Below are 18,922 nucleotides of genomic sequence, written 5' to 3'. Positions count from 1 at the left end.
CGATTAGTTATCCGCCCTGCTGTATTTGCCGTTTTTATCTTTTTTGTACTCACCATTATCATCAACAACGAAAGATAATCCCTCTCTCTCACTGTAACTTATTCTGGCAAGAGAATTTTTCTCTATACAATTTGCTGTTGTTTTCATTTCATCAAAACAAAGCCGGTCATATTTTCCTTCCTCAAGATAGCCTTTAGCGAAATCCCAAACAATTACCGTAAAGTTGCCATAGCCAGCTGGCTTTGGTATATCATACTTCTCCTTTAACATACCTTTATTTTTAAACCACCAATCAATTTTCCCGTGGTTAGTTACAGGAAAATTCCTTACCAAAACGCTGCTGTAATTATTCCTTTGATGGACCCCTACAATTTCTACCGGCTGCAGATCACGATAAGTAATATATAAAAAAACGACGAGTATTAACCCCAGGAGGATTAGCAGATTTTTTTTAGTTTTCACTTTTTACGCTCTCCTTTTAGTTCTATTACGGTCTCCATATCGGTCATAAAGGGTCGAAAACCAAATTGATTATATCGTTGAAGAACAAACCAGATACGAAAGAAGCGGAACTGCCTGAACTAATGTGATGTACGTCGCCCCAGGTATTATGGGCGATAAATTCCATTATCTGTTAGTTATCCGATCTGCTGTATTTGCCGTTTTTATCTTTTTTGTACAGGTTTTCACCAATAGCAAAAGACACTTCATTTTCCCCGTCATTTCTGACCAGCATTAAGGAGTTTTTTTCTATGCAGTTTGTTTTTGTTTTCATTTCATCAAAGCAGAGTCGGTCATATTTCCCCTGCTCCCTATACCCTGCAGCAAAATCCCATACTTTTACAAAAAAGAAGCCGTTCGAAGCAGGCTCAGGTATATGAAATTTTTCTTTAAGCATATCTTTATTTTTTAGCCACCAATCTATTCTTCCCCGTTCGGTAACAGGGAAGTTTTTCACAAGAATATCAGAAAAATTCCCCTCATTATGAACGGCGATAATTTTCACTGGTTGTAAATCCCGACAGGCTATATACCCTGTGAAGATAGCTGCCAGCAGTAAAAGCAATAAGCATACTCTGCGCGGGAAGCGTAATGCGGACATAGTAAAACATTCCTTTGTTTATAACGCCGAAATGCTTTTTTAACATATAACTGAATGGCAGGTAACTTTTATCCGTGTACAAATATCTGATTTTGCAATCGCCAGCGACAGGACGGGCGCGGGCGATTTATTGCCTTACCAGCAGCGCTAAAACTTCATAATGCGCCGTATGCGGGAACATATCGAATAGCTGCACCCGCTCGACGCGATAGCCTGACAGTGACGAGATGTCCCGCGCCATGGTCTGCGCGTTGCAGCTTGAATAAACGATGTATTGTGGCGCAACGCCGTTAAGGTAATAGCACAGCGCCTGACCGATGCCGCGCCTTGGCGGGTTAACCAGCACCAGATCGGGAATATCCTGCTGGTCGGTGGCAAACTGCGTGGAATCCAGCGCCTGGAAATGAATATCCGTCAGCCCCAGTTTTTCCGCCGACTGGCGCGCGCTGGCGATAGCCTCCGGCGCGATTTCTATGCCGGTTAGCTTCATATCGGCAGTCGCGCAGTGCAGGCCAAATCCGCCCACGCCGCAGAATAAATCCCACATATGCTTAACCGGCAGCGCCCGCACCCAGTCGCGCGCGGCTGCGTAAAGCGCTGCGGCAACCACGGGGTTAGTCTGAAAGAAGCTTTGCGGACGGATATACAGCGGCACGCCGTTGAACCGCTCTTCCAGCGCGCGCTGTTCGCTCAGCGGTATCTCCTGCTCGCCTTCCATAATGGCCATATGCACGGGCTGAATATTAGCCGAGATAACTTTTAGCTGCGGCAGCTGCTGTTGCAGCCAGGGCAGCGCCGCCCGCAGCTGCTCCAGCTTGCTTTCCGAGCGCAGCACGAAGCGCAGCATCAGCCCGCCGTCCAGCCGGCTTTCGGTCAGCAGCAGATATTTCAGCTCGCCGCGTTTGCGCGCGACGTTATAGGGCGTCAGGCCCGCGCGCGCGATAAAGGGTTTCAGCACGGCGAAAACAGCCTGGAAAGAGGCCGGATACAGCGGGCAGTCGGTTAAATCTTCCGGCCTGCCGTCCCTGTGCAGCATGCCTAACAGCGGTTTTTCCACGCTGCCGCTGACGACCATTTTAGCTTTGTTGCGAAATGCCAGTTCCGGTCCGCCGACCGGCGCGCGCCACTCTTTCACCGCCACGTCGCCCAACAGCCTGTGCAGGTCGTTCATTTTAACGGTGAGCTGATCGGAAACGGGCTGTTCAATCCACTGACAGGAGCGGCAACGGCCAGCATCATAAAGCGCGCAAAGCATAGTAAAACCCTGAAATAAGACGAGGGCGCAGATTGTATCACCGCGCGCTTACTGAAGTTTGAAAAAAAGCCTGCTGCGCGGCGGGACAAAAAGCAGGAACAGCACCACCAAATCCGGCAGCTTCTGCGTGATCAGCGAGTGAAAAATCTCACGCTTCGACTCGCCGGGGATGCTGAATAACTCGGGATAGCCCCAGCCCACCGAGGCCGCCCACAGGTAGCTTACCGCTATCACCTGGGTGGCGAGATAGAGCCAGCGCCCCCACGTGCGCCCTTTGAGGATGACAAAAGCACAGCGCACCTCAACGCACAGCAAAACCAGGCTGCCGAGAAAAATAAGCGTCAGGCTCCAGGTTTGCACGCTGCGGTGGACAAAATCCATCATCCCCCGTACGCCCAGCAGATTAAGCAGCATCAGCAAATCCAGACCGCGGGTTGTCAGGATCGCGATGGCCGCCACCGCCACAAGCGTGGGGACGTTTAATTTGGCTTGATGACTACGTCGTTTCCTGAAAATTTGCATGACCTCGCGTTCCATACGGCACAGTGCCGCGTCGGGCGCGGCACTGGAGGTAACAATAATTGCAGATTTTAAGCGTTTCAGCCACGCCTTGCACGCTGGATATCGCGCAGTCGCTGCTTTTCTGCTCGCGCCATAAACCACCAGGCGATAAGCCCAATCAACCCTACCACGCCGAGAATAATCGACGCCAGGGCGTTAATTTCCGGATTAACCCCCATGCGTACGCTTGAGAACACCAGCATCGGCAGCGTTGTAGCCCCGGGCCCGGAGACAAAGCTTGCGATAACCAGATCGTCAAGGGAGAGGGTGAAGGCCAGCAGCCAGCCGGAAATAATCGCCGGGGCGATCATCGGAACCGTTATCACAAAAAAGACCTTCAGCGGCGCCGCGCCAAGGTCCATGGCGGCCTCCTCGATTGAGTGGTCAAGCTCTCTCAGGCGGGAGGCTATCACCACCGAAACGTAGGCGGTGCAGAAGGTGACGTGCGCAAGCCAGATGGTGAGCATGCCGCGGTCGCTCGGCCAGCCAATCGCATGCCCCAGGGCGACGAACAGCAGCAGCAAAGACAGGCCGGTGATAACGTCCGGCATGACCAGCGGTGCGGTTAGCATAAACGCGAAGCCCGTAGAGCCGCGGAACGTGCCGAAGCGCACCATCACCACCGCCGCGATGGTTCCCAGCACCACGGCCATGGTTGCCGCCGCGGCCGCAATCGTCAGGCTCAGGCCCACCGCGCTCATCATGGCGGAATCATGGAACAGTTCCGCATACCAGCGCGTCGACCAGCCCGCCCAGACCGTCACAAGCTTTGAGCTATTGAAGGAATAAACCACCAGCATCAGCATCGGCGCGTACAGGAAGGTAAAACCGATAGCCAGAATGGCAATCCGCCACGGAGAACGCACTACCGGTAAGTTGTTCATGCGTGCTCCCCCGCCATTTTGTTCTGGTATTTGTGGAACCACATAATCGGCACGATCAGCAGCAGCAGCATGATGATGGCGACGCTTGAGGCCACCGGCCAGTCGCGGTTATTGAAGAATTCCTGCCACAGCACGCGGCCGATCATAATGCTGTCCGGCCCGCCCAGCAGTTCCGGGATCACAAACTCCCCTACCGCAGGAATAAACACCAGCATAGAGCCGGCGATAATCCCGCCCTTGGTCAAGGGCACAATTACGCTAAAGAAGGTCTTCAGCGGACGGGCGCCCAGGTCCAGCGAGGCTTCCACCAGCGAATAATCTACTCTCGTCAGCGCGGTGTAAATCGGCAGCACCATAAACGGCAGATAGGCGTAAACAATGCCGATATACACCGCAAGGTTGGTGTGCAGAATGGTCAGCGGCTGGTCGATAACGCCCAGCCACATCAGCACGTTATTAAGCACGCCGTTGTTTTTCAGGATCCCCATCCACGCGTAAACACGGATCAGGAACGAGGTCCACGACGGCAGGATCACCAGCAGCAGCAGGATATTACGCGTCGAAGGCTTGCTGTGCGCCACCGCCCACGCGAGCGGATAACCCATCGCCAGGCAGCAAAGCGTGGAAACGGCGGCGATCTGCAGCGACTGTAAATAGGCCTCCGCATACAGCGGGTCGTCGGTAAGCTGGAAGTAGTTAGCGAAGTTCAGCGCCAGCGAAAGCTGATCGTCCGCCCACGTCATCAGATCGGTATACGGCGGGATCGCGCGCGCCATTTCCGCAAAGCTTATCTTAAAGACTATCAGGAACGGCAGCATAAACAGCAGGATCAGCCACAGGTACGGCAGGGCAATGACCAGCTTACGGCCGTGCGCCATTTGCATACGGGCCAGCCAGGATTTAAAGCCGCCTGTCGGCGCCCCGGCCGGGCGTTCGGTTAACAGACTCATGCGCCCTCCCTCAAACTGTCAGAACCACGCAGCTGTCCGCGTCCCAGCAAAGGCGGACTTCGTCGCCCCAGGTGGGAGCACCTTTGCGGAATCGCCGATCGTTTTGCATCTGCGCGCTAATCATCTGCCCGCTCTTCAGGCGCACGTGGTAAATGGAGAGGTCGCCCAGATAGGCGATATGCACCACTTCGCCCACCGCAAAGTTGAAGCCGTCGGCCGGCGGCTCGTCGCAGAGCGTGACTTTTTCCGGGCGCAGCGCGACGTATACCGGCACGCCGTCAACCACAGACGAGTCAGGATCCACTTTCAGCGGATGAACAAGCCCTGGGCTGTCGATGATCAATCCGTCTTCTTCACGCGCTTTTAACAGCCCCTCGAACACGTTAACGGAGCCGATAAACTCGGCGCTGTAGCGGGTTGTCGGATGCTCATAAATCTCTTCCGGCTCGCCAATTTGCACAAACTTGCCGCGGTTCATAATGGCGATGCGTCCCGCCATGGTCATCGCCTCTTCCTGGTCGTGCGTCACCATCACGCAGGTCACGCCGACGCGTTCGAGGATGTCCACCACCTCAAGCTGCATACGGTCGCGCAGCTTTTTATCCAGCGCGCCCATCGGCTCGTCGAGCAGTAGCAGCTTTGGCCGTTTTGCCAGGCTTCTTGCCAGAGCAACGCGCTGGCGCTGGCCGCCGGAAAGCTGATGCGGCTTACGTTTAGCAAACTCCTGCATATGCACCAGCGCCAGCATTTCCTGCACGCGCTGGGTTATTTCCGCCTTTGGCAGCTTGTCCTGCTTGAGGCCGAAGGCGATATTCTGCTCAACCGTCATATGCGGGAAAAGCGCATAGGACTGGAACATCATATTGATCGGGCGCTGGTACGGCGGAACGTGCGATAAATCCACGCCGTCGAGCATGATTTGCCCGGCGCTGGGCGGCTCAAAACCGGCCAGCATGCGTAGCAGCGTCGATTTTCCGCAGCCGGAAGGCCCAAGCAGCGCAAAAATTTCGCCTTTGTAGATAGTGAGGCTGACGTCGTCCACGGCGTGCTGCCCGTCGAAGGATTTGGTCAGATTGCGGATTTCCAGCAGCGGTGTCAGCGCTTTACGAATCTTCGCTTGCGGGCGGGGGATAGCGTCGTTCAATTATGTTGCTCTCCGGCAAAAGCATAGAAGGGTACGGCCCGGTTGCCGTACTAATGACGCGACGCAGGTTTTTGCCCGCGTCCGTAATGGGGCAGCTGCACCATCTGGGTGCCCCTGCCCCGTGGCAAATCCTGTTAAGTGGCTAACAGGTTTACTTATTTCCCAGTTTTAACTTTAGTCCACGCGCGCGTGATCACACGGTCAACTTTCGGCGACAACACCTTTTGTGTGAACAGCTTCGCACGCACCTCGGCCGGTGGGTAAATCCCCGGATTATCCCGCACTTCGGCGCTCAGCAGCGGCGTGGCCTCTTTGTTGGCGTTGGCGTAATAAACATGGTTGCTGATGTTCGCCACCACGTCGGGCTTCATCAGGTAGTTAAGGAACTGATACGCTTCGTCTTTGTTTTTGGCATCGGTTGGCATGGCGAACATATCGAAGTACACCATCGCTCCCTCTTTAGGAATGGTGTAAGCAATATTCACGCCATTTTTTGCTTCTTTGGCGCGGTTAGCCGCCTGCAGGATATCGCCGGACCAGCCGATGGCCACGCAGATATCGCCGTTCGCCAGATCGTTGATGTACTGGGACGAATGGAAATAGCGCACGGAAGGACGCAGCTTCATCAGCAGATCGTTGGCCGCGCCGGTGTAATCCTTCGGATCGGAACTGTTAGGATCCTTGCCCAGGTAATGCAGCACGCTGGCGTACACTTCGCTCGGCGCGTCAAGGAATGAAACGCCGCAGCTTTTAAGCTTTTCAAGGTTTTCCGGCTTGAAGATCAGATCCCAGCTGTCCACCGGCGCATCTTTGCCCAACACGGCCTTCACCTTCTCGACGTTATAGCCGATACCGGTCGTCACCATCATGTACGGAATGCCGTATTTATTATCGTGGTCGTTTTGCGCCACCAGCTTGAGCATTTCCGGATCGAGGTTTTTGTAGTTTGGCAGTTTGCTTTTATCAAGCGGCTGGAAGATGCCGGCTTGGGCCTGGCGCTCCAGGAACTGAGATGAGGGAACGACGAGATCGTAACCGGTGCTGCCGGCCATCAGCTTCCCTTCGAGCACTTCGTTAGAGTCAAAAACGTCGTACACCACTTTAATGCCGGTTTCTTTGGTGAAGTTTGCCAGCGTGTCCGGCGCGATATAATCAGACCAGTTATAGACGTGCAGCGTCTTTTGTTCTGCCGAAAGCGTTGAGGCAGACACCGCCATCAGCGCACCTGCAACCAAAGCCGACAACCATTTTTTACGTTGGGCGAACATATCTCATTCCTTCTGAATAAAGGGTAAAACCCCGCAGGCGCGGGCTTAATTTACTCAATACGGCTTATACGCGTGAAGTTCTCACATTCGAGACATGCAAGAATCATGCATCTCTATTCAGTCTGCAGTAAAAAAACACCCGGACATTTTCTGCAGACGTTGCACGCTTTTGGCAGCCCCGCAAGAATAACTGTAGCCAGGGTTGGCGAACAGAGCGCGGAGAAAAAAACGCCTTTTATCAATTTTTTAAGGATATTTGGTCTATGAGATCGCTTGCGGAAGGCATGAGTGGAGAGAATAATGCTGATTATTAGCGATTAATGCAGAACAAAAATTTGCAGAACGCAGCGAGCCTGGCAGCCACTGCGCCTGATTAAGCCGCGGTTAGTGGAGAAAGTGCGTTTGAATAACCGTGCCGACCGGCTCTTCCTCTTCCGAAATATACAGCAGCTGGTTTGCGCAGGCTTCCAGGATGACCATGGAGATCTGCTCTTCGCTCTGTTTGACGAAGGCGGCGAACTGATCGCGCGTAATGCCCACCGCCGCCTGCAGCGACTGACAGACCACAAGCTTCGGCAGATTATCATCCTGCACGTCGAGAAAGGCTTTCACGGTAAGCGAGCTTGCGTTGATCGAAGAGAGATCGGAGGCCAGCGGCAGCAAAGCGGAAGGTTTTACCTCAGCAAGCGCCGAAAACAGCACGATATTATCCACCAGATCGATTTTGGCATCGTAAACCCCATCGAAATTCTGCATATGCGGCAAATGCAGCGCCTGGCAGGTATCGCACTCGAAAATAGTCACGCCAATTTCATCCAGCCAGCGGCGTAAGGTGTCCAGAGTAGGGACAACGAGTGAATCCATAAATGCAGATGCCTCTTAAAGATGGTTAAAGTCGCGCCATAGCTTACGCAAAAATGGCGCTTCATACTATGTTTATGCGCCCGCTCCGGCGGTGTTTCTGCGCCGGATAAGGGCTCAGCCGCCGGTTTTCAGACAAAAGCCGGGCTGCGCCTGCAGCTCTATCCATTTGATCATAAGCGTCGCGATATCGACGCCGCTTGTCTTTTCAATGCCTTCCAGACCGGGAGAGGCGTTGACTTCCATCACCAGCGGGCCGCGGCTGGCGCGCAAAATATCCACCCCCGCCACATCAAGCCCTAAAGTCGCCGCCGCCTGCAAAGCAATTTCACGCTCTCGTTCGCTGATGGTGACCTGGTTTGCCTGCCCGCCACGATGCAGATTCGACCGGAAGTCGCCGGGTTTCGCCTGCCGTTCAATGGCCGCCACGACCTCATTGCCGACCACCAGACAGCGGATATCCGCCCCTTTCGCTTCCTTAATGTACTCCTGCACCAGGATGTGCGCATTCAGCCCGCGAAAGGCGTCGATAACGCTTTCGGCGGCCTGACGGGTTTCCGCCAGCACCACGCCAATGCCCTGGGTGCCTTCCACCAGCTTCACCACCAGCGGCGCGCCGCCCACCATATCAATCAGATCGCTGGTGTCGTCCGGGGAATGGGCAAAGCCCGTTACCGGCAGGTCAATCCCCTGACGCGCGAGCAGCTGCAGAGAACGCAGCTTATCGCGCGCCCGGGTGATGGCGACGGACTCATTAAGCGGATAGCTTCCCAGCATCTCGAACTGACGCAGCACGGCCGTACCGTAAAAGGTAATGGCCGAGCCGATGCGCGGGATCACCGCGTCATAATGAGGAAGCTGGCGCCCCTTGTAATGCACCGACGGGGCCGCCGGGTTGATGTTCATATAGCATGACAGCGGATCGATAATTTCCACCGCGTGGCCGCGGCGCAAAGCCGCCTCACGCAGGCGTTTACATGAATAAAGCGTTCCATCCCGGGACAAAATGGCGATTTTCACCCTGCACCTCAGCGTTTGCAGTCTGATAATAACGGCGCGCTTAGCATATCACCGCCGCAGCCGTTAGCGCGTAGCCCAGCCCTGCTTGTGCAAATAATCCAGAATAAAAGGACGGCTCTCTTTGATTAGGGTGCGGCGAATGTGGTCGCTCCAGGTATCGCGGCGCGCGTTGCTGTCGCGGGAAAGGTAGTACTGCGCCATCTCCTCGTCGTACTGCTCGAGCAGCTCTTTATCAAGCGGCCGGTAGTGATTCTCATGCACCAGCAAACCGGCAGGCATACGCGGTTTTATCCCGTGATCCTGATCGGGCCAGCCAAGACACAGGCCAAACAGCGGCAGAACATACTTTGGCAGGCCGAGCAGTTCGGTTACCGCTTCGATACTGTTACGAATGCCGCCGATATAAACGCCGCCCAGGCCCAGGGATTCGGCGGCGGTAAAAGCATTCTGCCCCAGCATCGCGGTGTCCACCGCGCCTAACAGCAGCTGTTCAGCAAGGCCCAGCTGCGCGTCCGGGCAAATCTGCAACAGGCGGTTGAAATCGGCGCAAAATACCCAAAACTCCGCGGCCTGCGCCACGTGCGGCTGCCCGCCGGTAAGCGTTACAAGCCGTTCGCGCATCGCCTTATCGGTAATACGGACTATTGAGCTGCACTGCAAAAAACTGGAGCTGGAGGCCGACTGGGCACCGGCTATAATCGCCGCGCGCTGTTCGTCGGTGATGGGCTCAGCGGTGAACTTGCGAATAGAGCGGTGGGCGCATAGCAAATCAATGGTCGGCGTCATCTCGTTTTTCCTTCGTTTTATCGGTTGGCGATTTATCTTCTGGCAGCTGGCCTTTGGTCAACAGCGGAGCAATGTTTTGCGCCATGGCCCATACCATCATCGCTGCCGCCGGGATCATCAGCGCAATGCCCAAAAATACCATGACAATGGCCGCGCCCGCACTACCGATTGGCGCCGGTAGCAAGACGTAGCCGTGCAGGGAAAGCCAGGAAAGAAGCAAAAAGCCGATGCCAATAACTTCAAGCAGCAGTACCGGCCCTGGCAGAGCACCGAGTGAACGCATCCTTTATCTCCACAGGCAGTTAGCGCCTTATTATATCCTGGTTAGCCGCCTGTAAGGATGGCTGCCATAGGCGCTGAGTATCAAACTAACAGGCAGGACCTGCTTTTCAAAAGGGCGCGTTAACGGCATTATGCTCCCCATTCGCCGGTTCGAATCGGCCACAAAAACTAAGGAGATACCATGTTTGCAGTAATTTTTGGCCGCCCTGGCTGCCCGTATTGCGTTCGTGCTAAAGAGCTGGCTGAGAAACTGACCGCCGAGCGTGACGACTTTAACTTCCGCTACGTTGATATCCACGCTGAAGGTATCACCAAGGCCGATCTGGAAAAAACCGTCGGTAAACCGGTTGAAACCGTGCCGCAGATTTTCCTCGACCAGAAACACATTGGCGGCTGCACCGATTTCGAAGCTTACGCGAAAGAACATCTGGCTTTGTTCCAGAGCGTGGAGTAAGCGTTAAACAAAAAAACCGGCTTTGAAAGCCGGTTTTTTTATGTCTTAGCGTCGCCTGCGCAGCATGTTGAGCAGTAAAAAGCACAGCGAGCCCAGCGACGTCCAGAACACCGCGCTGCACAGCCAGGCTATTTCCTGCCAGAACGAACGGACCGGCGTTAAGATGGTGTGCACCAGCACCAGGCAAAGCGGCAGGGCCAGCATCGCGCCGGTGAGCGGCCCAACCACCTTTCCTTCTTTTGCAAGAAAGCTGGCTATCGCGCCGGGTAAAATAAAGAATAAAAATCCCAGCTCCATATGGCCGGTGGCAATAAAGCGGCCCGTCACGTTTAAATGCAGCGACAGGAAAATCAGAGTAAAGAGCACAAAGCAGCAGATTATCCCTAACCAGCGTGGTCCACGCCTGTACATACCTTCTCCTTCTGGTCACCCGTATCGAACCAATAAATCGTCACTCTTTGCAGCACAAAGAGACCCAAGTCAGATAAAGTCGCGGCTATCCATGCCAAAAATGCCTGCTGTAATCAGCACAATATTCTCACTAGCCGTTAATCCCCATAAAGATTAAACTAGCGGCCGTTGTTAAGGTGCGGTCTGTGTTATTTTGATGCTCTTGGAAGGCATTCATTAACGCACTAATCGGTAAAAACCTTAACCTAAAAAACTTTCCCTTTCAACAACTTACTGGTAAACAAGAAGTTAGCCTTCGTGAATATAAACGTCGCAGATTTGTTAAACGGGAATTACATCCTGTTATTATTTGTGGTGCTAACCTTAGGGTTGTGCCTGGGTAAATTACGCCTTGGTTCAGTCCAACTGGGTAATTCCATTGGTGTTTTAGTCGTCTCTTTATTGCTGGGACAGCAACACTTCGCCATTAACACCGACGCCTTAAATCTTGGGTTTATGCTGTTTATCTTTTGCGTCGGCGTGGAAGCCGGACCAAACTTTTTCTCTATTTTCTTCCGCGACGGCAAAAACTACCTGATGCTGGCGCTGGTCATGGTGGGCAGCGCGATGCTGCTTGCCCTGGGACTCGGCAAGCTGTTCGGATGGGATATCGGCCTGACCGCCGGGATGCTGGCGGGCTCCATGACCTCCACGCCCGTGCTGGTAGGCGCCGGGGATACGCTGCGCCATTCCGGCATGGAGCGAGAGGTCCTCGCCGCGTCGCTCGATCATCTGAGCCTCGGCTACGCCCTGACCTACCTGATCGGTCTGGTTAGCCTGATTGTCGGCGCCCGCTATTTGCCGAAGCTGCAGCACCAGGATCTGCAGACCAGCGCGCAGCAAATCGCCCGCGAACGCGGTCTGGATACGGACGCTTCCCGGAAAGTTTACCTGCCCGTTATCCGCGCCTACCGCGTTGGGTCCGAGCTGGTCGCCTGGGCGGACGGCAAAAACCTCCGCGAGCTGGGGATTTATCGCCAGACCGGCTGCTATATAGAACGTATTCGCCGCAACGGCATCCTGGCAAACCCGGACGGCGATGCGGTGCTGCAAAAAGGCGATGAAATCGCCCTGGTCGGCTACCCCGATGCCCACTCCCGTCTCGACCCGAGTTTTCGCAACGGCAAGGAAGTGTTCGATCGCGACCTGCTGGATATGCGCATCGTCACCGAAGAAATAGTGGTGAAAAACCATAATGCCGTCGGGCCGCCGCCTCGGACAATTAAAGCTGACCGATCACGGCTGCTTTTTGAACCGGGTCATCCGCAGCCAGATTGAGATGCCTATCGACGATAATATCGTGCTGAACAAAGGCGATGTGCTGCAGGTCAGCGGCGATGCGCGGCGCGTGAAAACCGTTGCGGAGCGCATTGGCTTTATCTCGATTCACAGCCAGATAACCGACCTGCTCGCCTTCTGCGCCTTCTTTATTATCGGCCTGATGATCGGGATGATCACCTTCCAGTTCAGCTCGTTCAGCTTCGGTATCGGCAACGCCGCCGGGCTGCTGTTCGCGGGCATTATGCTGGGCTTCCTGCGCGCCAACCATCCAACCTTCGGCTATATCCCGCAGGGTGCGCTGAACATGGTGAAAGAGTTCGGCCTGATGGTCTTTATGGCCGGCGTAGGCCTGAGCGCAGGCAGCGGCATCGGCCACGTTGGCGCGGTGGGCGGACAGATGCTGATTGCCGGTCTGATTGTCAGCCTCGTGCCGGTAGTGATTTGCTTCCTGTTCGGCGCCTACGTTCTGCGCATGAACCGCGCCCTGCTCTTTGGGGCGATGATGGGCGCCCGTACCTGTGCGCCAGCGATGGAAATCATCAGCGATGTGGCGCGCAGCAACATCCCGGCGCTGGGCTATGCGGGCACCTACGCCATCGCTAACGTGCTGTTAACTCTTGCAGGTACGCTCATCGTTATCGTATGGCCCGGTTTGTGATCGGCATCATAGACAAAGAAAAATAGATTTTTTTTATGACGAACAGAACTTTTTGCCCGGGCGCTAGTCTTAATTAGTGCCACTGCTTTTCTTTGATGTCCCCAATTTGTGGAGCCCATCAACCCCGCCTCTTTGGTTCAAGGTTGATGGGTTTTTTATTGCCTGAAATTTGAGATGTTGCTAATCAGTAAGTTACGAACAATCTTCAAGCCAAATGGCGACAAAATGGCGACAGAGTTTTATGTATCCTACTGAATGTTTTTTCTAAATTCTCGCCAATCATTAGCGAGTTTAGCTTTAAGTCTCTCGCAGGATTGTCCTTTAAGACCGATGTCTTTATGAGCTTGTCTGTTCAGATCATCTAAGGCTTTATAAGCCATATCACCTATGCTCCCTTGTGTATTGGCATACCCATAATAAGTATCCTCCTCTGATTCGCCTTGTAAGTCTTCGACTTGATTTACATAAATGCTTTCCATGGCATGTCTGTGTTCTCTGATCAAATCTCTAAACTCATTCTCAAAATACACAAATGCGGTAACTTCTAACTGTGCGAGGGTTCTCATAGACTCATTGAAAGTTTGCGGATGTAGATCATTATCTCCGACTGTGACGGCACAGTATGCCTGTGCTCTGTTTGACTGCCCCCAAAAAGCAATTCGTTCAAAATGATTCAAGACAGTTTCGTATGCCTTCACCTTCGCTTCCCAATACTTTTCTTGCTTAAACTTGGTAACCCCCCAGCGGCTACCCGCCCAAGCACCTGCAAAACCAACCAATGCTGGAATAATCTTTTCAATAAAGGAGAGAGAACCGGCAAAATCCATGAGTATCTCCAGATAAAATATTCTTTAAAAAGTGTGTTCAGCATACTACAGCCATAAAAAAACCCGCTAGCGGCGGGTCAGTATCAGTAAGTTAATTGTTCCTGCATCCCTTTAGGGTGCGGTGGTGCGGCGCTGATTTTTTGCGGACGACATACAGAGCGGACAAACGTTTCATGCGTCACGAACGTATGCCCGCATTCGATATTGGTGCACTGGTTGTATCGTTCTTTGGTTTCACTAGAAACCTGAAAGCTACTGCGTGTATGCGCGGGCCTGACCGCACATCGGACAATTCATCATTTTGTTCAGCCCTCACTCTTAACCAGTTCGCAATAATGATACATCATTGTTCTCAATTTGGAACTAATCATTCAATTTCGAACTCATCTATTTTCACTTCGAGATCAAGACTGGTCGTGAATCCATTATCCGGGCTAACGGTATGCGTCAGCGTGGTGATGGTCCACTCCGCATCATCAATCGGCTGCTTGAAGCCGCTGACCTTCACCGGCATTTCGGTGTAGAGATCTGCCCGGCCCTCTGCAAGTTGTAGTGAGAATGACGCAACGCCACGCTGCAGGCGCTCCCATTGCATTTTTGCCGCACGCTCAGCATTGCTGCGGTTGGCATAGGTGCGATTAAGAACCAGCACGTTTTCATCCGTACCCACCAGATAATCCCCCTGCTTTGCTTCCGGCTCTTTCGGTTTCGCGGTTTTCTTGCGGCGGCGCTTCACCCGCGTGGTCTCTTTCTTCTTCGGTTCACGGGTATGCAACCAGCTGGCGATCACTCCGGTGTAGGCGCCACGGTCGGCCAGGCTAAAACGGTGACCGTCGCCTGCTTTACGGGTGATGGTGATAACCGGCAACGGTTTGCCGCTCGCCGTTCTGCCCTGCCCCTGCCGGATAAACAGCAGGTTACCGTCCTTCACGGAGGCAATGGCTCCGTACTGACGCGCCAGCTTCATCAGGAAGCTCGCATCGCTTTCGTTAGTCTGGTCCAGGTGATCCAGCGTCCTGTCCGTCAGGTCTTTGCCCAGCGCCAGTTTCAAGTTATGGCGGGCTGCAATCTCTTTCACCACCTCGCCCACCGTGGTCTGGTGCCATGACTTTTCACGGCGGGTATTCAGGGTTTGCCGAAAATCAGCGCTGCGGGCACGGATGGTCAGCCGGTCAGGCGCACCGCTATGCTCAATCTCATCTACGGTAAACGCCCCTTTTGGGAATAGCGGCTGGCCTTTCCAGCCCAGCGCCAGATGGATCACAGCCCCGCGACGCGGCAAGACAACTAGACCGTCGGCATCGTCCAGCTCCAGATCGAGCTGGTCAGCCTCAAAGCCCCGATTGTCGGTCAGCGTCAGACTCATCAGGCGCGTATCCATTATTGTCGTCACGTCTTTGCCTTCAATGGTGATACTGAAAGCCGGGCTTTTACCGTACAGACTAAGGAGTTCAGAACTAAAATTCACTGCAGCAGTCCTCCGGCCGTATTTTGAATATTCCCTATCGCAGACGTTGCGGTGTCTTTCAGGTTGCTGAGCTGGTCGCTCAGGCTGCCAAACATATCGGACAGCGACTCATCCACGCGTTTCAGGGTCAGCGTAAACTCAATGCGCCTGGGCATCCCACTTTCAAAAAATTCGGTTTTGGTCTGGCTCAAACTCTCGATCACAAACATGCCGTAAATCGTCCCGCTGCCCTCAATCAGAGGCCATGCTTTGCCCTGTTCTGCCATTTGCTCCAGTGCCAACAGGGACAGCCTGCCGCCGGTGATTTCCGGCAGAAGCACGCCGGACAGCGTCAGCGAGTCATTATCCGGGCCAAGAAACTGCGTTGACGGGCGGCGATTGACGCGGCTGTTAACCGCGTGCCGCCAGCTGCGCTGATACTGCAGCTCCTGATACGGCACCGTGCGCAGCATGAAAACGTATAAACCCAGCACCATCATCATGAATCGTATCCCCCCTGATCGCTGTAGTTGCTGCGGGCTTTCGCCCTGGTCCGGCGTTCGCGCTCGTCGAGCTGACGGGCAACTTCACGCGCAATATCCTGCGGGTTCTGGCCGGGCTGCGCGTAAATCGCGATCGGCGCGTGCGTTTCAAAGTGCATCACTGTCGGCGCGCGGTCCGTCTTCGCGGGCTGGCTCTGTTTGTATTCCATGGCGGGAAGACTGAACGGATGTAAGGGCACAGCTTCTGCAGGCGCTGCCGCCATGCCCAGGGTTCCGGCCACAACCGAAGCCAATGCCGCCGTGCGCCGCCTGCTGGTCACGTTTGCCGGACCGTTCACAATTTCGGGGCCATTCTCCCCGACAATGCCAAACTGACCGCGCGGGATCGCCCCGCCGCTGTCGTACATGCCCGCGAAGCCCATCGACGGGAATCCGCCTGGCGGCAGCACCACTTTCCCGTCACCGTTCACCGTGGCGGGTTGTTGCCGGGTGACTTGTTCCGGCAGTTTTGCTTTTGCCGCCACCTTGCTAACGATGCCGAGCTTTTCCAGCAGCCAAGACACGCCGGATTTCAGCGACTCCAGCGGGTGCATCACCATATTCAGCCCTTCAGCCAGGGCCTCACCGAACCGACGTCCCATAGAGGCCGCGTTATTGAGTTCGTCAGCCGTGGATTTGACTGGCGTCAGAAGGTCGCTGAACCATCCCCAGAGTGACCTGACCTTATCGCCAATCCATTCGAACAACGGGCGTAGGGGTTCAAACGCTTCGCTAATTGGTGCTGCGGCGGCTTTGAACCCTTCCAACACGCCACCCATAAATGCACTGATGGGCTGCCAGTGTTTCCAGATAACCAGCGCCACGCCTGCCAACGCAGCCACGATCAGCCCTACCGGACTGAGCAGCGCGCCCAGCAGACCGGAAATGCCATACAGCGCAACGCGAAGTAAGGCGAGCGGACCGGATACCAGAAAGCGCAGCACGCCACCGGCGGCGGAGAGTCCACCGCGCAGCACCGCCAGCGGGTTCATCACTGCGCCGATAACATTCCGAATACCAGCCATTCCCGTACGGAATACCGCCAGCGGCACGCCCGCCATCGTTTTCAGCGCATTACCCGTCACTCCGGCCGAGCGCCGCAGGGCATTCAGCGGGGCAGTAAGCAACCCTGCGTTGCCTCCAGTTGAAGCCATCCCGCGACGTAATACGGAAAGCGGTGCATTTGCCAGCCATGACAGCGCGCTGCCGGTTCGCGTAACCGCAGATGATACTGACGGCAGCGTTTTCACGCCGAGCATGGATAAGCCAAACCTGATCACCGCAATCGGCCCCAGCACAGCTGCCACCGCAATAGCCAGCGTGCCCAGAGCAAGCGCGATCGCGGCGGTGGCGGCCGCCACTTTCATCAGCGTGCCTGCCAGCTGCGGGTTGGTTTCTATCCAGCGTCGCAGCCCACCCATTACGCTTTTCACGTAATCCATGATATCCATCAACGGCTGGCGCAGCGTTTCGCCCAGGCTGCTGAAGGTGTTCTGCGCGCCCGTTTTTACCAGCGTCCACTGCGCAGAAAGGGAGTCTTTATTAATGTCGGACTCTTTCTGCATTGAGCCATTCGCGTCATTCCCGGCAGTCAGCTGCAGCTGGCGGCGCAGTTCGGGAAGGTTGTTAGCCAGCTTGGCGGCATCGTCGCCATACTCTTTGCCGAAAAGCATCGTCATGGCTGAAAGACGTTTGTCCTGCGGCAGCTTTTTAACTTTTTCCATCACCCGCAGAATGGTGCCCATGGCATCCTTCGCCATCTGCTTTTCAAGCACTTCGGGTTTGAGCTTCAGCATATCCATGCCGTCCATAAAGCGGTCGCTTTGCATGGTGGCAATGGACAGCTCGCGCACCATGGCGTTCGCCGCGCTGGCTGCCACTTCCGGCGCAGCGCCCAGCGACAGGAACGTGGAGCCAAGCGCCGCCGCCTTACGAAAGTCCAGACGGTCAGCCACGCCGCCCATGCGCTGCAGCACGTCGATAATGTCCGCGCCCTTAGACATGGCGTTATCGTCCAGGTAGTTCAGCGCATCACCCAGTTGTTCAATACTACGGGTCGGCACCTTGTAGAGGCTGGCGATTTTTCCCAGCCCTTCTGCCAGTTCATCAGCGGGCAGTTCGAATGCCGTTGCCGCTTTGGCCGCCGTACTGGCAAAGGCAAGCAGATCGCGCTTCTGGTCTTCGTAGGGATCGTTCTGATTGGTCACGCCCATGCGCGCGCCGCCTTCAACGAGTGCGGCATAGTCTAGAGCGCCATTCTCCATCGGCAGCTGTTCGCTGGCAGCCTTGATGGCGTCCTGCATGTCATAAAACTGTTTGGTACGGTTGCCGTTATCATCCCGCAGACCATTGACCTGCTTTGCCACGCCTTTCATGGCATCTTCCATGCTGGCATAGCTTTTCACCGCCGCCACGACCGGCGCGCCCATTGCCAACCCTGCCGCTGAGGTTGTGGCCCCTGCCCCGGCGATGCGATCCCGCACCTGCAGACTGCGGGAATACCGCTCCCTGACGGCGTTAACCCTGGCCTGCTGCTCTCCGAGCCGCTTAAGTGATTTCTGCTGACGGTCCAGCGCCTGTCGGGTTTCATCGGCATTCTGGCGCAGCTCGCGCTGAGCGCTGCTGAGCTTCCGGGTGTCCATTCCGGCCTCGTTCAGCGCAAGGCGTTGCTTCTGGACCGACTGGCGCAGGCCGTTGTATTTAGTCTGCAGTTCCGAAACGCGGTTTTTGGCCTGCTCAAGCAGGCGGGGCCTGCGCCGCCGTCGGGCGGTTTGTAGCGGTAAACTGCGTGGCGAGCCGGGCCGCTTCTTCGCGCGCGGCTTTGAGGTTATTACCGGTGACTGCCAGCTGCGCGCTGGCTTTACGAAAGCCCTCAATCCTCCCCGCCTGAGCGTCTAACTCTTTCAGCCTGGCACGGCTATGTTGAATGGCGGTAGCCAGCTCTTTCGAGCTGGCCTGCGCAGAACGGAATGGGCGGGTGAGTTTATCAACCGCATTAAGGATCACCTGCAGGCGCAGGTTGTTGTCACTCATCGCTGGCCCCGCTTCTCTTAATCGCTTTATGCCGCCACTCCAGCACTTCGGTCAGCGGCATAACGTCAGTGACGGACGGCGGCCAGTGGAAAATGGTGGCGATATCTGCCACCAGAT

18 protein-coding genes and 4 pseudogenes are annotated in these 18,922 nt (G+C 55.1%); 2 read left to right on the top strand and 20 right to left on the bottom strand.

Features of this window, described 5'->3' with window-relative positions; translation table 11 throughout:
• Positions 1-3: 3 nt before the first annotated feature.
• From WLO32_RS07080 to WLO32_RS07020, 13 genes and pseudogenes are all read right to left on the bottom strand, one after another.
• Positions 4-462 (bottom strand): DUF943 family protein, encoded by a 459-nt coding sequence (locus WLO32_RS07080; RefSeq protein ID WP_435947725.1) that lies wholly within the window; start codon positions 460-462, stop codon positions 4-6.
• A pseudogene (locus WLO32_RS07075) lies at positions 459-581 on the bottom strand (DUF3289 family protein); the annotation flags it as partial. The gene WLO32_RS07080 and the pseudogene WLO32_RS07075, both read right to left, overlap by 4 nt.
• A gap of 53 nt (positions 582-634) precedes the next feature.
• Positions 635-1,102: a DUF943 family protein gene (locus WLO32_RS07070; RefSeq protein ID WP_435947724.1), complete on the bottom strand. Its 468-nt coding sequence runs from the start codon at positions 1,100-1,102 to the stop codon at positions 635-637.
• Positions 1,103-1,229: 127 nt separating this feature from the next.
• Positions 1,230-2,357 (bottom strand): 23S rRNA (uracil(747)-C(5))-methyltransferase RlmC, encoded by a 1,128-nt coding sequence (gene rlmC / locus WLO32_RS07065; protein WP_435947723.1) that lies wholly within the window; start codon positions 2,355-2,357, stop codon positions 1,230-1,232.
• Between the two features lie 48 nt (positions 2,358-2,405).
• A complete protein-coding gene (locus tag WLO32_RS07060; RefSeq protein WP_435947722.1) occupies positions 2,406-2,879 on the bottom strand; it encodes a YbjO family protein in 474 nt (157 codons plus the stop codon).
• 77 nt (positions 2,880-2,956) lie between these two features.
• Positions 2,957-3,802 carry a putrescine ABC transporter permease PotI gene (potI, locus tag WLO32_RS07055; protein WP_435947721.1) on the bottom strand — a complete coding sequence of 282 codons (846 nt, stop codon included), beginning with the start codon at positions 3,800-3,802 and terminating at the stop codon, positions 2,957-2,959.
• Positions 3,799-4,752 carry a putrescine ABC transporter permease PotH gene (gene potH / locus WLO32_RS07050; RefSeq protein ID WP_435947720.1) on the bottom strand — a complete coding sequence of 318 codons (954 nt, stop codon included), beginning with the start codon at positions 4,750-4,752 and terminating at the stop codon, positions 3,799-3,801. Before potH ends, potI begins: the two co-directional genes overlap by 4 nt.
• 10 nt (positions 4,753-4,762) lie before the next feature.
• Positions 4,763-5,896, bottom strand: a complete 1,134-nt coding sequence (potG, locus tag WLO32_RS07045; protein ID WP_435947719.1) for a putrescine ABC transporter ATP-binding subunit PotG — start codon at positions 5,894-5,896, stop codon at positions 4,763-4,765.
• Between the two features lie 155 nt (positions 5,897-6,051).
• A complete protein-coding gene (gene potF, locus WLO32_RS07040) occupies positions 6,052-7,164 on the bottom strand; it encodes a spermidine/putrescine ABC transporter substrate-binding protein PotF (protein WP_435947718.1) in 1,113 nt (370 codons plus the stop codon).
• Positions 7,165-7,548: 384 nt separating this feature from the next.
• Positions 7,549-8,028, bottom strand: a complete 480-nt coding sequence (locus WLO32_RS07035; RefSeq protein ID WP_435947717.1) for a YbjN domain-containing protein — start codon at positions 8,026-8,028, stop codon at positions 7,549-7,551.
• A 114-nt stretch (positions 8,029-8,142) separates the two neighbouring features.
• Entirely contained in the window at positions 8,143-9,045 is a 903-nt protein-coding gene (gene rimK / locus WLO32_RS07030; RefSeq protein WP_435947716.1) for a 30S ribosomal protein S6--L-glutamate ligase, read from the bottom strand.
• Positions 9,046-9,108: 63 nt separating this feature from the next.
• The gene (gene nfsA / locus WLO32_RS07025) at positions 9,109-9,831 is read right to left on the bottom strand and encodes an oxygen-insensitive NADPH nitroreductase (protein ID WP_435947715.1); all 723 of its coding nucleotides are present in this window, start codon (positions 9,829-9,831) and stop codon (positions 9,109-9,111) included.
• Positions 9,815-10,114: a YbjC family protein gene (locus WLO32_RS07020; RefSeq protein ID WP_435947714.1), complete on the bottom strand. Its 300-nt coding sequence runs from the start codon at positions 10,112-10,114 to the stop codon at positions 9,815-9,817. The genes nfsA and WLO32_RS07020 overlap by 17 nt, the downstream gene beginning before the upstream one ends.
• A gap of 180 nt (positions 10,115-10,294) precedes the next feature.
• Between WLO32_RS07020 and WLO32_RS07015 the strand changes: the two genes are divergently transcribed.
• Positions 10,295-10,567, top strand: a complete 273-nt coding sequence (locus tag WLO32_RS07015; RefSeq protein WP_435947713.1) for a GrxA family glutaredoxin — start codon at positions 10,295-10,297, stop codon at positions 10,565-10,567.
• 45 nt (positions 10,568-10,612) lie between these two features.
• On the opposite strand, the gene WLO32_RS07010 is transcribed toward WLO32_RS07015, so the two are convergent.
• Entirely contained in the window at positions 10,613-10,978 is a 366-nt protein-coding gene (locus WLO32_RS07010) for an inner membrane protein YbjM (RefSeq protein WP_435947712.1), read from the bottom strand.
• 297 nt (positions 10,979-11,275) lie between these two features.
• Between WLO32_RS07010 and WLO32_RS07005 the strand changes: the two are divergent.
• Positions 11,276-12,956 (top strand): annotated as a pseudogene (locus WLO32_RS07005) (aspartate:alanine antiporter).
• Positions 12,957-13,204: 248 nt separating this feature from the next.
• Here WLO32_RS07005 and WLO32_RS07000 read toward each other — a convergent pair.
• The 6 genes and pseudogenes from WLO32_RS07000 to WLO32_RS06975 all read right to left on the bottom strand — a co-directional run bounded on the left by WLO32_RS07000 (position 13,205) and on the right by WLO32_RS06975 (position 18,917).
• A complete protein-coding gene (locus WLO32_RS07000) occupies positions 13,205-13,783 on the bottom strand; it encodes a hypothetical protein (protein ID WP_435947711.1) in 579 nt (192 codons plus the stop codon).
• A gap of 83 nt (positions 13,784-13,866) precedes the next feature.
• A pseudogene (locus WLO32_RS06995) lies at positions 13,867-14,083 on the bottom strand (ogr/Delta-like zinc finger family protein).
• 67 nt (positions 14,084-14,150) lie between these two features.
• Positions 14,151-15,251, bottom strand: a complete 1,101-nt coding sequence (locus WLO32_RS06990) for a phage late control D family protein (protein WP_435947710.1) — start codon at positions 15,249-15,251, stop codon at positions 14,151-14,153.
• Entirely contained in the window at positions 15,248-15,733 is a 486-nt protein-coding gene (locus WLO32_RS06985; protein ID WP_435947709.1) for a phage tail protein, read from the bottom strand. Before WLO32_RS06985 ends, WLO32_RS06990 begins: the two co-directional genes overlap by 4 nt.
• Positions 15,730-18,805 (bottom strand): annotated as a pseudogene (locus WLO32_RS06980) (phage tail tape measure protein). The gene WLO32_RS06985 and the pseudogene WLO32_RS06980 overlap by 4 nt, the downstream one beginning before the upstream one ends.
• Positions 18,798-18,917 (bottom strand): GpE family phage tail protein, encoded by a 120-nt coding sequence (locus WLO32_RS06975; protein ID WP_196365274.1) that lies wholly within the window; start codon positions 18,915-18,917, stop codon positions 18,798-18,800. The pseudogene WLO32_RS06980 and the gene WLO32_RS06975 overlap by 8 nt, the downstream one beginning before the upstream one ends.
• Positions 18,918-18,922 lie beyond the last annotated feature (5 nt).

The organism is Dryocola mayonis, assembly GCF_051307045.1.
Classification (GTDB): Bacteria; Pseudomonadota; Gammaproteobacteria; order Enterobacterales; family Enterobacteriaceae; genus Dryocola.
This window is presented reverse-complemented; position numbering and strand designations above follow the sequence as displayed.

Bases quoted from the DNA above. Each gene is read 5' to 3' on its own strand.
- WLO32_RS07070 (WP_435947724.1), bottom strand. From the start codon at position 1,102: ATGTCCGCATTACGCTTCCCGCGCAGAGTATGCTTATTGCTTTTACTG.
- rlmC (WP_435947723.1), bottom strand. From the start codon at position 2,357: ATGCTTTGCGCGCTTTATGATGCTGGCCGTTGCCGCTCCTGTCAGTGG.
- WLO32_RS07060 (WP_435947722.1), bottom strand. From the start codon at position 2,879: ATGCAAATTTTCAGGAAACGACGTAGTCATCAAGCCAAATTAAACGTC.
- potI (WP_435947721.1), bottom strand. From the start codon at position 3,802: ATGAACAACTTACCGGTAGTGCGTTCTCCGTGGCGGATTGCCATTCTG.
- potH (WP_435947720.1), bottom strand. From the start codon at position 4,752: ATGAGTCTGTTAACCGAACGCCCGGCCGGGGCGCCGACAGGCGGCTTT.
- potF (WP_435947718.1), bottom strand. From the start codon at position 7,164: ATGTTCGCCCAACGTAAAAAATGGTTGTCGGCTTTGGTTGCAGGTGCG.
- WLO32_RS07035 (WP_435947717.1), bottom strand. From the start codon at position 8,028: ATGGATTCACTCGTTGTCCCTACTCTGGACACCTTACGCCGCTGGCTG.
- nfsA (WP_435947715.1), bottom strand. From the start codon at position 9,831: ATGACGCCGACCATTGATTTGCTATGCGCCCACCGCTCTATTCGCAAG.
- WLO32_RS07020 (WP_435947714.1), bottom strand. From the start codon at position 10,114: ATGCGTTCACTCGGTGCTCTGCCAGGGCCGGTACTGCTGCTTGAAGTT.
- WLO32_RS07015 (WP_435947713.1), top strand. From the start codon at position 10,295: ATGTTTGCAGTAATTTTTGGCCGCCCTGGCTGCCCGTATTGCGTTCGT.
- WLO32_RS07010 (WP_435947712.1), bottom strand. From the start codon at position 10,978: ATGTACAGGCGTGGACCACGCTGGTTAGGGATAATCTGCTGCTTTGTG.
- WLO32_RS07000 (WP_435947711.1), bottom strand. From the start codon at position 13,783: ATGGATTTTGCCGGTTCTCTCTCCTTTATTGAAAAGATTATTCCAGCA.
- WLO32_RS06985 (WP_435947709.1), bottom strand. From the start codon at position 15,733: ATGATGATGGTGCTGGGTTTATACGTTTTCATGCTGCGCACGGTGCCG.